At 62.4% G+C, this 11,296-nt stretch carries 12 protein-coding genes, 1 tRNA gene and 1 pseudogene; 7 read left to right on the forward strand and 7 right to left on the reverse strand.

Annotation, left to right across the window (positions count from 1 at the left end; genetic code table 11):
* Positions 1-1,269: an FIST N-terminal domain-containing protein gene (locus tag KBY74_RS04740; protein WP_254941719.1), complete on the reverse strand. Its 1,269-nt coding sequence runs from the start codon at positions 1,267-1,269 to the stop codon at positions 1-3.
* A gap of 35 nt (positions 1,270-1,304) precedes the next feature.
* On the opposite strand from KBY74_RS04740, the gene KBY74_RS04745 reads away from it, so the two are divergent.
* Together KBY74_RS04745 and KBY74_RS04750 are read left to right on the forward strand one after the other, a co-directional pair.
* The gene (locus KBY74_RS04745; protein WP_254941720.1) at positions 1,305-1,958 is read left to right on the forward strand and encodes a DUF3177 family protein; all 654 of its coding nucleotides are present in this window, start codon (positions 1,305-1,307) and stop codon (positions 1,956-1,958) included.
* Between the two features lie 46 nt (positions 1,959-2,004).
* Positions 2,005-2,331: a hypothetical protein gene (locus KBY74_RS04750; RefSeq protein WP_254931347.1), complete on the forward strand. Its 327-nt coding sequence runs from the start codon at positions 2,005-2,007 to the stop codon at positions 2,329-2,331.
* 9 nt (positions 2,332-2,340) lie between these two features.
* On the opposite strand, the gene KBY74_RS04755 is transcribed toward KBY74_RS04750, so the two are convergent.
* The 3 genes from KBY74_RS04755 to KBY74_RS04765 are packed head-to-tail and all read right to left on the reverse strand — an operon-like array spanning position 2,341 to position 6,332.
* On the reverse strand, positions 2,341-2,823 hold the full coding sequence (locus KBY74_RS04755; protein WP_254941721.1) for a cupin domain-containing protein: 483 nt from the start codon (positions 2,821-2,823) through the stop codon (positions 2,341-2,343).
* Positions 2,824-2,834: 11 nt separating this feature from the next.
* On the reverse strand, positions 2,835-5,768 hold the full coding sequence (ileS, locus tag KBY74_RS04760; protein ID WP_315859035.1) for an isoleucine--tRNA ligase: 2,934 nt from the start codon (positions 5,766-5,768) through the stop codon (positions 2,835-2,837).
* Positions 5,769-5,792: 24 nt separating this feature from the next.
* Positions 5,793-6,332 carry a Ycf66 family protein gene (locus KBY74_RS04765; RefSeq protein ID WP_254941722.1) on the reverse strand — a complete coding sequence of 180 codons (540 nt, stop codon included), beginning with the start codon at positions 6,330-6,332 and terminating at the stop codon, positions 5,793-5,795.
* Positions 6,333-6,397: 65 nt separating this feature from the next.
* Between KBY74_RS04765 and KBY74_RS04770 the strand changes: the two genes are divergently transcribed.
* A tRNA-Leu gene (locus tag KBY74_RS04770) sits at positions 6,398-6,479 on the forward strand.
* 55 nt (positions 6,480-6,534) lie between these two features.
* Positions 6,535-7,560 carry a beta-carotene hydroxylase gene (gene crtR, locus KBY74_RS04775; RefSeq protein ID WP_396123085.1) on the forward strand — a complete coding sequence of 342 codons (1,026 nt, stop codon included), beginning with the start codon at positions 6,535-6,537 and terminating at the stop codon, positions 7,558-7,560.
* 18 nt (positions 7,561-7,578) lie between these two features.
* On the opposite strand, the gene gatC is transcribed toward crtR, so the two are convergent.
* Positions 7,579-7,872, reverse strand: a complete 294-nt coding sequence (gatC, locus tag KBY74_RS04780; protein WP_254941723.1) for an Asp-tRNA(Asn)/Glu-tRNA(Gln) amidotransferase subunit GatC — start codon at positions 7,870-7,872, stop codon at positions 7,579-7,581.
* A gap of 31 nt (positions 7,873-7,903) precedes the next feature.
* Positions 7,904-8,674 carry a creatininase family protein gene (locus KBY74_RS04785; protein WP_254935113.1) on the reverse strand — a complete coding sequence of 257 codons (771 nt, stop codon included), beginning with the start codon at positions 8,672-8,674 and terminating at the stop codon, positions 7,904-7,906.
* Positions 8,675-8,736: 62 nt separating this feature from the next.
* Between KBY74_RS04785 and KBY74_RS04790 the strand changes: the two genes are divergently transcribed.
* Complete coding sequence (locus KBY74_RS04790) at positions 8,737-9,039, forward strand: glycine/sarcosine/betaine reductase component B subunit (RefSeq protein WP_254935112.1); 303 nt, start codon at positions 8,737-8,739, stop codon at positions 9,037-9,039.
* Here the strand turns inward: KBY74_RS04790 and KBY74_RS04795 are convergent.
* Entirely contained in the window at positions 9,033-9,170 is a 138-nt protein-coding gene (locus KBY74_RS04795) for a hypothetical protein (RefSeq protein WP_193486239.1), read from the reverse strand. The genes KBY74_RS04790 and KBY74_RS04795 overlap by 7 nt on opposite strands.
* A gap of 80 nt (positions 9,171-9,250) precedes the next feature.
* Between KBY74_RS04795 and KBY74_RS04800 the strand changes: the two are divergent.
* Positions 9,251-9,538, forward strand: a pseudogene (locus tag KBY74_RS04800) (DNA-3-methyladenine glycosylase); the annotation flags it as partial.
* 177 nt (positions 9,539-9,715) lie between these two features.
* Positions 9,716-10,786, forward strand: coding sequence for a site-specific integrase (locus KBY74_RS04805; RefSeq protein WP_254941724.1), 1,071 nt, complete (start codon positions 9,716-9,718; stop codon positions 10,784-10,786).
* Positions 10,787-11,296: the final 510 nt, after the last annotated feature.

Below are 11,296 nucleotides of genomic sequence, written 5' to 3' on the forward strand. Positions count from 1 at the left end.
TCAGCCCTCTCCGCGCGGCACCAGGAAGGCCAGGCTGGCGGTGTAGCCGTGCAGATGGGTGCTACCGGCGACCGGGCCGATTTCGCCGTTGCAGAACGATCCGGCGATGGGCACCTGATCAAACACTTCCCGGCACAGTTCCACGTCGCCATCGGCGCTGCCGTAGAGCCCAACGCCACGGCCTAGGCAGGCAAACAGCAGGGCGGCTAGGGGCTCCGGGTTGCGACCCCGCTGTCTGGTCAGCAGCTGGCGCAGTTCCAGTCTGGAGGCGCTGGCATCGCGCAGTTGGAACTGCACCTGTTGTCCCACCCGCATCCGTTCAGCCACGGCTACGGCTCCGTTGCGGGGGTCGACACCAAGCAGGTTGCGCACCAGAAAAGCGGTGGGACCATCTGGATCTGCGGCGCTGAGGCTGAAGTTGCTACGGCCCACGCCTAGAAACAGCGAGTGCTTCACCAGCTCCCGCTCCTCGGGATTCAGATCCGTGAGGATCGACTGAAGCGCTGCTACAGGGCTGCGGCGGGACTGGCCCTGACTCACCTCCAGCACCACGTTGCGCTGAACTTGCTCCACATCAAAAACCGGCCCGATCGGCCGGCAGCCCTGGGCCACCACCGGATCGAGTTGCCAGGCTCCACCAATGAGGCAGCCGACGGCACCGCGAACCACCTGATCTCCAAACAGCAGGGAGCCATGGCCGGCACTGTGGGGGCCAGCGACGCCGCCAATTTTCGCCGCCCCTGGACAGGCGTAATCCAGGCCACTGATCAGATCGTTGATCCGGGAGCAGCTGGGATCCACCAGCAGCAGCATCGAGGGGCTGGGAGCTGCTGGCGCATCGAGCAGGTCGCGCCAGGGATCAGCCGGGCCGTCGAGGTCGGGAAGGGAGTCGGTATCAATCGCAAAAGGGTGGAGCTCGGCGCCAGGTAGGCGCAGCAGGGTGACACTCAGGGCTGGTTTGTTCTCCAGCTCATGGGGTGTGCCGCCAGCATCGGTGCCCACCACCCCACCGCCCAGGCAGCCAAGCCAATGGCTGGCTGGGAGTTTCTCCTGAAGTAGGGGCAGCAGCCGGGGCAGGTCGCTGGCGTAGCTGGCTGCGACGAAGACCAAGGCCAGATCTGCTGGACCGGCCCCCCGCAGCTGGCTGGCGATCTCTTCAACCGACGCCTGCAGCGAGGTTTCGCTGGCCAGGGCGGTGCGGCACCAGGCCTGGGCTGGACGGGCTCCGAAGGTGCGGGAGAGCCAGCTGGGCAGGGAGAAGGCGGCCATGACTTGGACCCTATCGCTTGCCGGGGACGCGGATAATGGCGCCTTACCGAACCACACGCGTGCTCGCCGCCCTACCAGAACCTCTGTACCGCTCCTTGGTGTGGCTCGATGTCCGCCTGGCGATGCTGTTCAGCGTCGGCTTGCCCCTAGTGCTCCTGATCTGGGCGTCGGTACGCAAGGAGGGATCCTTGGTGCGCCTGCTGGGGATTTATTGGAAGGTGGCCAGCCTGTTGCTGCTTGCAACCCTGCTGCTCACCGACCGGAGGCCCCTCGGCTTTGTGGTTTTGCTGCTGGCCCAGCTACTGGTGGTGCTGAGCGTCTGGTTCTGGGTGGATCTCAACGAGGAGCTGGCCGACCTGCCGCCCTGGCGTCCCTTGCCCCTGACCCTGCGCATCTGGCGCTGGAGTCTCACGGTGTGGGCCGTGCTTGGCGCCCTGCTTACTGCCACGGCCCTGGGCTGTTTGGCCCCCGGAGGCTTGGCCCAGTCCCGTTGCGCCGCTTGGATTCAGCCGCCCCTCGGCCTGCACCGGCATGTTGAGGGGCTGTTTGCCTTCATCTTCGGCGGCGAATGGACCCCTGCCGTGGCCGCCTTCATCGGTTACGTGGGTTTGGTTGCCTATGTGGTGGGACTGTTGCAATGGCTGCTGGTGCGCTTGCCCAAGCAGGGGCGAATCGCTGGCGATTTTTGAGGATCAGCCCTATTGCTTCCCCTGCCGCCCCGCCTTCTCTCTGGCCATGACCCTCTCCGCTGCATCCGCGATGGCCCTGCTCGCCAGGCTGGAAGAATTGAGCCGGGAGCGGCCCGATCGGGTGCTGCGGCTCAGGGGCCAGCTTCAGTTGGCGGCAGGCCCGCTTGAGCCCTACGAGCTGCTGATTTTTCGCGGTTTTTCGAGCAGCACCACCCACCCCACCGATTTCGATCCTGACAAGCCACTGCTGCCCAAGGGGGCGGTGATCGAAACAGCTGAATTACTGCAGGCCCCCCTGAATCCGGCCTCGGAACAGCTGTTGGCTGGGCCCGTTTCCCCTGAGGTTTTCCTTGAATCCGGCGGTTGGGATTGAGCCCCCAGATCAGCCCATCCCAACCAGGCGGCGCCAATCACTGCAGCAGGATTCCAGCTGGGCGGCGTGGCACTGCAGCTGGGTCTGGCTGGCTAGTTCGAAATCGACGAAATCAAAGCCTGGGGCCACTGTGCAGCCCACCAGGCTCCATGTGGTGTTTCCAGTTACGGGTTCAGCTGCGAACCAGCTGCCAGCAGGCACTACAACCTGGGGCCGTTCTCCGGCGCTTAGATCAAGCCCAAGCCTGCTGACGCAAGCCTGGCCATCCGGGTGGAGTTGATAGATCAGGAGCCCGTCGCCGCCATGGTGGTGCCAGGCCTCATCGGAGCAGATCCGATGCCATCTGGACCACTCGCCTGCGGCCAGTAAGTACAAGATCGCCGTGCTGGCGGCCCTGGGTCCCCGCGGCGTTTCCACCACCTCACTTGACCGGTAGGTCTCGCGGTAGTGGCCACCCTCCGGATGGGGCTGGAGTTCCAGCCGCTCAATCACTGCCTTGGCGTTCAGGACAGCACCGCCACGCAGCGACCGCAGAGGCTGGGATGGGCGCTGTGCTGGCCGATGTCGCTTTCGTAATGCCAGCAGCGCTCGCATTTTTGGCCTTCGGCCTTGGCAATGCGCACTGTGATGCCGTTTTCGCTGGCTTCGGCCAGCAGCTCGGCAGGCGCTACGCCGCCTTCCTTGAGGCCCGACACCAGCAGCCAGTCGGCCAGGTTGTCGACGCTGGGGTGGCTTGAGCTGGCCAGCCAGCGCAGGGCCTCCGCCGTGTTGGTGCTGCCTGCTTCCAGCTCCAGCTGCACCTGGGCCTCCAGCGAAGCACCGAGCTGGCCGCTGGAGCGGCAGCTCTCCAGTTGGCGATTCACCAAAGATCGCAACTCCAGGATTCGCTCCATCGGCGCCTCCAGTTGCGCTTGGCGCCAGCCATCGGGGGCCGTGGGCCAGCCCCGTTCGAACACCGAGGTTTCGGCTACCGGGTAGGGCAGGTTTTGCCAGATGTCCTCGGCCATGTGGCAGAGCACCGGTGCGATCAGCCCAGCGAGACGCTCCAGCACCAGGCTCAGCACCGTTTGGCAGCTGCGGCGGCGGAACTCATCGGCTCCGCTCACATAGAGGCGGTCCTTGGCGATGTCGAGGTAGACGTTGGAGAGGTCCACCACGCAGAAGTTCTGCAGGGCCTGGAAGAAGCGGTAAAACTCATAGCGCTCGAAGTCTCCCGTCACGCTGTCGATCAGGGCGGCGGTGCGCTGCAGCATCCACTGATCCAGCAGGGGCAGCTGGTCGTAGGGCACGGCATCGCCGCCTTCAGCCTGGGGGCGCGGATCGAAGTCGTGCAGGTTGCCCAGCAGGTAGCGGGCCGTGTTGCGCACCTTGCGGTACACATCCGCCAGCTGCTTGACGATCCCAGGCCCCAGCGGCACGTCGGCCGAGTAATCCACCGAGCTCACCCAAAGCCGCAGCACATCGGCGCCGTAGGCAGGCTCTTGCTTTTCATTCTTGCCGCCCTCTACCAGCACCGCCGGATCGACGACGTTGCCCAGCGATTTGCTCATCTTGCGGCCCTTCTCATCGAGGGTGAAGCCGTGGGTGAGCACCCGCTTGTAGGGGGCGTGGCCATTCACGGCCACCGAGGTGAGCAAGCTGCTCTGGAACCAGCCGCGGTGCTGATCGCTGCCTTCTAGGTAGAGATCGGCGGGGTAGTGCAGGCCGCGCTCCTGGAGCACGCCAGCCCAGGAGGAGCCTGAGTCAAACCACACGTCCATGGTGTCGCTGCCCTTGCGCCATTGGCTGGCTTCAGCGGCGTAGGCCTCAGGCAGCAGGCCTGCCTCATCGCGCTGCCACCACACATCTGCACCGTGCTCGGCGATCAGGGCCTGGATGTGGCCCAGGGTGGCTTCGTTGAGCAGCACCTCACCCGTTTCGCGGTGATAAAAGACGGGGATCGGCACGCCCCAGGTGCGCTGGCGGCTGATGCACCAGTCGCCCCGATCGCTCACCATCGCTTCAATTCGGTTGCGGCCGCTGGCTGGCAGCCAATCCACCTCGGCGATGGCGCCAAGAGCGGCGGCTCGGAAGCCCTCCACTGAGGCAAACCATTGCTCGGTGGCGCGGAAAATCGTCGGTTTTTTGGTGCGCCAGTCGTAGGGGTAGCGGTGTTCGTAGCGCTCTTGCTTGAGCAGCAGGCCTGTGGCTTCCAGGGCACTGAGGATCGCTGGGTTGGCGTCCTTGAGCACGTTGGTGCCAGCAAAGGGCCCGGCTTCGGCGGTGAGGTTGCCGGCCTCATCCACGGGGCAGAGCACAGGCAGGCCGTATTTCTTGCCGGTGTTGAAGTCGTCTACGCCGTGGCCCGGGGCGGTGTGCACTAGGCCCGTGCCGGCCTCAGTGGTGATGTAGTCGCCGCCGATTACCACCGGGCTGGTGCGCTCCAGCAGCGGATGGCGGTAAGTAATTCCCTCTAGCTCGCTGCCCTTAAGGCTTAAAAGAGGAGTGAGCTCTAGCCCCAGGCTGATTTGCAGGCTCTCAATCAGCTCAGTTGCTAACACCAGGTGGCTGGCGGCTGGGGTGGGGGCGTCGCCCCTGGCCGCCACTGCGCAGATGGCGTAGTCGAGCCGCCCATTCACCGACACCGCCAGGTTGGCCGGCAGTGTCCAGGGGGTGGTGGTCCAGATAGCCACTGCCAGGCCGCCAGCCCCTGTGGCCGCCTTGGCCGTTAGGCCGGCTGTTTCTAATTGGGTGGCCAGGGCCTCGGGTAGCGCCACCACCGGGAAGGCCGCGAAAACACTGGGGGAGGTGTGGCCGTCGGGATATTCGAGTTCGGCTTCGGCCAGGGCGGTGCGGGAGCTGGGGCTCCAGTGCACCGGTTTGAGGCCTCGATAAATGTGGCCAGCTAGCACCATGGCGCCAAAAACGCCGATCTGGGCGGCCTCGTAGTCCTTCTGCAGGGTGAGATAGGGCGTTTCCCAGTCAGCCCAGATGCCCCAGCGGCGGAAGCCGCTCTCCTGGCCCTCCACCTGCTTGAGGGCGTAGGCGTGGGCCTTCTGGCGCAGCGTTACCGGGGTGAGCTCGGCTCGGTCGCTGCTGCTGAGCCCCTGCAGCACCTTGAGTTCGATTGGTAGGCCGTGGCAATCCCAGCCAGGCACAAACCGCGCCCGCTTGCCCTGCAGCAGGGCGGTTTTGTTGATGATGTCCTTAAGGATTTTGTTGAGGGCATGGCCCACGTGCAGGGCCCCATTGGCGTAGGGAGGGCCGTCGTGCAGGGTGAAAACCTCGCCGGGGTTCTGCTGGCTAAGGCGCTCATAGAGCCGCTGCTGGGCCCAGAACGCCTGGATTTCCGGCTCGCGCACCTTGGCATTGGCCCTCATCGCAAAGGGCGTCTGCAGCAGGTTGAGCGTGTCCTTGTAGGAGAGGGGGTAGGAGACGGGCGCAGGGCTGGCGGTCACGTCGCCTGGGGGCAGCAGAGCTGATTATCCCGCCTGGCTGCTGGAGGGCTCGGGCAGCGGTTGCGGTTCCGGGATTTCGGCCGTCACCAGGCTGTCGATCACCAGGCTGTCGACCTCGCTGATGGAGCTCGGCTCTTCCGGGCGCACCCAGCGTTTGCCACTGGCTTTGGGCTGGCGTTGCTGAGTCAGCCATTGGCTCATGCCTGAAGTGGCAGTGGTCAGGAGGGCGAGCAGATGGGCCAGGCTGGCGCCGGCTTGTTGCAGGCTCGTCTGCCAGCGTTCAGTCGACCAAAGCCGCTGCTGCTCCTCAGCGGTGAGCTGCCGCCAGCGGCCCTGGGAAACCTCGCCTGCGAGCCTGCCGATCAGTAGGCCACCGCAAAGCACGCCCAGCATCGGTGCGCCCGTGAGCCGGTCGGCACTGGTTACAAGCACCAGGCCCAGCAGCAGCACTACGGCGCCCCAGGCCGAATCCCGCGGCCGGCTCAGTTCGGTGGCCAGCAGCGGGAGCAGCAGGATGGCGAGTCCCAGCAGCAGCGCCAGGAGTCCGCCCATGGTGGCGAGCATGGCCAGAAGGCGTGGAGTCCCCCATTGTGGGCGACTCCACGCATCTGTCTCTACAGTCACCTTCTGCCCACCTGGCGGAATTGGTAGACGCGCTGGTTTTAGGTACCAGTGGCTTTGGTCGTGGGGGTTCAAGTCCCCCGGTGGGCATCATCACTTTCTTAAGTTGCCTTGATGCAACGTTCTGGGATCTGGTTCGGCTGAGATGACACAGGTTCTGGGCGCCTCTCCAACCGCCGTGCTCTCCGACGGGGCAATGGCATCTCCCTCGCGGCTTGTGCCGCGAGAATTTCTTGACCCGCCTGCTGCCTGGAACCCCACGGTTGGGCTGTTTTTGGCTGGCTACGGCTTAGCTGCCCTCACGATTTGGGGCTGGTTTGTGGCTGGCTGGCCTCTGCCCGTGCTGCTTGCTACAGGATTTCTGGCCCTGCACTTAGAGGGCACGGTGATTCACGACGCCTGCCACAACGCGGCCCATCCGCACCGCTTCTGGAATGCGGTGATGGGCCATGGCGCTGCCCTGCTGCTTGGCTTCAGCTTTCCCGTTTTTACCAGGGTGCACCTACAGCACCATGCCCATGTCAATGATCCCAAGAACGATCCTGATCACATCGTCAGCACTTTTGGACCCCTGTGGTTGATTGCGCCAAGATTTTTCTATCACGAGCTGTTTTTCTTCCGCCGCCGTTTGTGGCGTCGTTATGAACTATTTGAGTGGGGCCTAGCTCGGGTTGTTTTTGTGGCGATAGTTGTGGCCGCTGCAAAATTTGGCTTTCTTGACTTTATTTTTAACTGCTGGTTTGCCCCTGCCCTAATGGTCGGAGTGACCTTGGGCCTGTTCTTTGACTACTTGCCCCACCGCCCCTTCCAGTCGCGCAACCGCTGGCACAACTCCCGCGTTTATCCGGGACGACTGATGAATTGGTTGATCATGGGTCAGAATTATCACCTTATTCATCACCTGTGGCCGTCTATACCCTGGTTTGAATACCGCCCTGCTTATCACGCCACTAAGCCCATCCTTGATGCCAAAGGTTCGCCCCAGCGGCTTGGCTTGTTTGAAACCAAAAATGATGGTCTTAACTTCCTCTACGATATCTTTCTTGGCGTTCGAAGTCATCGCAAAAAGCGCAGCAAGCTTAGGCCTATTGCTGCATTAATGCCCACCCGCCATGCCCGCAGGCGAGTGCTGGAGTTGCTTCATCGCACTGCAATTTCGCCGGTGCGATAATTGGATAGCTGACTTGGCTCAGCTAGCTACGATTTTGGGCACCCGGATGAAGTCTCCCTCCCTTTGGGGAGCTTCATTTAGTAGCTCTTCGCGCACGTCCGTAGGGGTTACCAGATCTTCACGGCAGACGTTTACTACTTCCACCGCTCGAGTGGTGGCTGGCACTCCTTCTGTGTCTACTGTTTCAAGGTGGGCTACGTAGTCGAGGATGCGCTCGAGCTGGCCGGTGTAAGTGGCGATCTTGGCCTCGGGCAGGTCTAGGCGGGCCAGCTTGGCGACCTTGCGCACGTCGTCTGCGGTGATCTTGCTCATCGGGATTTACCAGATATGCCGACGCTAGCGCTCAGGTCAGAAAGGCTTCCAGGTCTGAGGCAAGGGCGGTGGCGGCCAGCTCCAAGAAGCGCTCGCCATGGCTGGCCTGGGCCAGGTAGGGGTTTGAGCCCATGCGGCCATCCGGATGGCGGCGGCGGAAATCTTCGGGGCCGTGGATGGGGCCGGCCGGGGCTGGATCAGGCAGGGGCCTCTGCTTGGTCTGCAGGCTGGGCTCCAGGTGCAATGTGAGGGCTATTTCGCTGGGGGTGGCGTGGTGACCTTCTTCCGCGCCATAAAGGCTGCGCGCCTCCTGCATTACCGGGCCAGCCATGAACCAATTGGCCAGCTTGCAGCGCAGCCGCGGCGCCACCGCCAGGCCCCGATCGGCGGCGCTGGCATAGGCCTGGGCAAAGGCGGCCTTGCTGGTGGCGATGTTGCCGCCATGGCCGTTGATCACGTAGATGCGCTCGAAGCCGTGGCGTGCAAGTGACAGCACCACGTCGTGCAGAACGGCTAGCAGGGTGGATGGTTGCAGGCTCACGGTGCCAGCAAAGCCCAAGTGGTGCTCGGCCATACCGAACGCCTGGGCCGGAGTCACCAGCACGCCGGTGCGGCGGCCCACTTCCAGGGCCACGGCCTCGGCCGTGAGCGCATCGGTGCCGATGGCGCCGGTGGGGCCGTGCTGCTCCGTGGACCCTAGGGGCACGATTACGCCCTTGCAATTTTCCAGATAGGTCTCCACCTCAGGCCAGCTACGCAGTTGCAGGCGAATGGCGTCATTGGAGCTGGCGGATTGGATCATGGTGAACAGCAGGTAGACCCTGGAGACTGGCTAATGTTTGAAGGCCAGCAGTGCCTCGGCCCATGCTGCACCGCAAGCTTTATCAGTTTTGTGCCGAACAGCGCCCGGTGTGGGTGTTTTTGCGTGACCAGCAGCGCTGGATTGAGGAGGCCACGGTGGTGGAGGTCGAAGGGGATCTCGTCACCCTGCGCTACGACGCTGAAGACGACGACGAAACCCACAGCTGGGAGGAGAGCGTGCGGCTCGATTCGATCGGGGCCGTCAGCACCAGGCTGGCCTACGTCTGCCGCAGCGGCAGCCCCGATGACGTGATCACCTCCGAAGACTGCCCTGAGGCCGAGCGGCTGCCTAGTCAGGGTCAGTGAGCCGTGCCGTTGCCGTCGTAGTCGTCGCTGTCGTAGTAGCCGCCTTTGGTGCCAAAAAACAGGGTGGCCAGTACAAAAAGGCCGCTGCCAAAGATCAGCACGGTGGCGAGGGAGAAACCGGTGGTGTGCATGGCGGACCCGGGTTTTGACACTTAAGGACTTCAGTTTGCTGGCGGCTGCTCCCAGTGGCGAGCAACACCTCGAACTTGTGGTGAATCCATTGCCGAAGGCTTTCTTCGCCCGCCCCGCCGAGCAGGTTGCCCCCGAGCTCATCGGCTGCCTGCTGGTGAAACGCCAAGCCTCAGGCGAGCTGCTGTGGGGCGTGATTGTGGAAACGGAGGCGTATTGCCAGAGCGAGCCCGCCTGCCACGGGCATCGCCGCCGCTCCCCCAGCAACGAAACCCTGTTTGGTGAGCCTGGGCGGTTTTATGTGTATGTGAGTTATGGCATTCACCACTGCGTCAAGCGAGCCTTGACTTCAAGGAGCTCAGGCTGGGCTTGATTTTTCATTGCTGCCAACGGGGCTCCCAGCCAACCGCCAAGCCACTCCCCCAAAAACTCCCAGATTTTTCCTCCCAGAGACCCCCAGAGCTAAGAAGGGCTACAAGGTGAGTTGGCTGGCTTGGCTTGGTCAGTGGTGGAGCCTTAGCCCTAGTGCCAGCAGCGACGGCACCCAGTGCAGAAGCCCCCTTCCCTACGCAACAACAACGGCAGCCTCCAGGTCAGGGTGCGGATTGATGGGCGGGATGCCTTCATCAATCGCCTGGGTCGCTGGAGTGACCCTGTGGCAGTGGCAAAAGCCCACGCCATCGCCGCCCAGATATGGAGCGACTACTGCCAGGGCACTTTTGATAGAAGCCTGATGGCATATCAACCCCTCATCAACGGCAAGGAGGTGGGGCTGCTTGAGGCATTGAGGGTGAGGGCAGAGACCAAGCGCCAGGCTGCCGCCATCCACGCCTACAGGCTGCTGCAGCGGTATGGCAAGCCCATTCGCAACCGCAGTGACGCAGAAGGCTTCCTGGGGTGGTTACGGGCAAAGGGGTTGAGCGATTGCACGATTGCTGGCTTGATGACCCACTACCGCCAGTGCTCTGGCGGCAACCGCCATCTGTTTTCCCACAAGCTGAAGTGGCAGCGGCGGTCAGTGCAGAGCGATGTGCTGAGCGTGGAAGAAATCCAAGCGGTGCTGAGTGACCTGGAGACCAACGACCCCTGGTATTACCCGTTATTTCTGCTGTGGCTCAGCACGGGGCTGCGAAATGCCGAAATCAGGGGCTTGACCTGGGATTGCATCCGCTGGGAAGAAGGTGAGCTGCTGGTGATGAAGAGCCTGCGGCGTGACGGGTATTCCAGCGGCAAGGTGGAGTGGGCTCCCACGAAGACAGGCAAGGAGCGTGTGGTGCCACTGACCCCTGAGGTGCTGGAGACCTTGAGGCAGCACCAGTGGGAGATGGAGCAACTGGGTGTGTATGAGCCTTATGGACTGGTTTTTGTCACTCCCACCAGCCACACGAATATCTACGACCATCTGGTGGGTCGTGTGTGGCACCGCTCGTTGGAGCGTTGTGGATTGAAGCCCCGCCGCCTCTACGCCCAGCGGCATTCCTTTCTCAGTCACGCCTTGGCGATGGGAAACTCACCAGCTGATTTGGCAGCGGCGGCAGGTCACTCCACGAAGATGCTGCTTGATACCTACGCCAAACCAACAGGCAGATTGAAGATGCCGAGTTGGCAGACAGCCTGATAGGAAAACCAAAAAGGATGCTTATTTCTAAGCTATAAAAGTGGGTGCGTCGTCAGGTGATGCAACAGGGAAATAGTAATAAAAACAAGCCTGCGTGAAGTGTCGCCCTTGTTGGCTTTGCCTGCGGATATTGGAGTGTCAGCAAATCCTCATATGGCGACCCCTGTAAAAACAACAACTCGCATAAATAATCACTGCCCGTAGTGCTTACTCGGTGGATTGAGAAGCGCCAACCGCATAGCGGCAAACTGCGAGCAACTAACAGAAGAGATGTGCTGGATGCCGAAGGGTGTGCCAGTGCTTAAGCGTGAAAAGAAACAGGAGAAAATCAAATGACCTCAATACAAGCCCAAATACATCAACAAGAGCGCAGGCAAGCCCAGCGGTTGAAGCAAAATATCAAACGCCTCATCACAGGCGAGCTCCAGAGCATCAACCCTTGGTGGTTTATTAGCTTCCACTACCGAGACCACCACAGCAAAGAAGATGAGTTGCTCCAGGATGTTGCCG

Source organism: Cyanobium sp. A1C-AMD, assembly GCF_024346495.1.
In the GTDB taxonomy this organism is placed as follows: domain Bacteria; phylum Cyanobacteriota; class Cyanobacteriia; order PCC-6307; family Cyanobiaceae; genus Cyanobium_A; species Cyanobium_A usitatum.